Here is an 844-nt window from a genome sequence, read left to right as displayed (position 1 = left end):
TATGGTTCTGCGTAGCGTGTTTCAATCATGTCGTTCTGGTTGTAAGGGTTAAGTGCGTCGTAGAACTTCATTGCGCGGTCGCCACGACCAAGTTTCGCTTCTGCTACCCAAGCCCATGGGTTCGGGTGAGAGAAGATCGCGCCATTTTCTTTTACGCCTTGGTAAACACGTGTTCCGAAGCCAATGTCATCGTTTGGTGTAGCAAATGATGGAGAGTTTATGTGCAGGCCGTATTCTGAGAATAAGTTCTCATCCACAGCGTCCATCGCTTTTTCTCCGCGCTCTTGAGAACCAGCACCAGATAGTACAGCCAGTGTGTTCGATTCTAGGTGCACGCGACCTTCCGCTTGCTGCGCGGTACCGATTTTGTCGCCATCTTTAGTTAGGCCACGGATGTACCAGCCACCTTCGTCATCCCAAAGGTGCGTTTCACACGCTTCACGCACGTTCGCTGCCATTTCAGTGTATTTCTCAACGTCAGCGTCATTGTTGCGGAATTTAGCTAGGTCTAGGAATTCTTGCAGAGCCCAAAAGTGTAGGAATGACACCATTGAAGACTCACCGCCACCTAGGTTCAAACAGTCATTCCAGTCCGCACGTAGACCTTTACAGATACCCGTTTGACCAACATATTCTGCAGAGAAATTCAGTGCTGCTTTCATGTGCTCGTAGACTGTCGCTTCACCGCCGTCTGCGTAAGGAATCACTTCATCAAAGAACTCATGCTCACCGGTTTCCATCACGTATTTGATGATGGTTGGAACGATCCATAGGTGATCATCAGAGCAGGTGTCTTCAATGCCATGGATCTTATCGTCGTCAGATGGCGTCGGTACAACCGTTG

The 844-nt window shown here is 49.3% G+C and carries 1 protein-coding gene; it reads right to left on the bottom strand.

What is annotated here, in order from left to right; genetic code table 11:
* The coding region (locus KIV40_RS29095) for a GH36-type glycosyl hydrolase domain-containing protein (RefSeq protein ID WP_375164904.1) at nucleotides 1-844 on the bottom strand (844 nt) is incomplete at both ends.

It is taken from the genome of Vibrio sp. D173a, from assembly GCF_030248475.1.
Note: the sequence above shows the minus strand (reverse complement) of the source record. Positions and strands in the feature narration are given on the sequence as shown.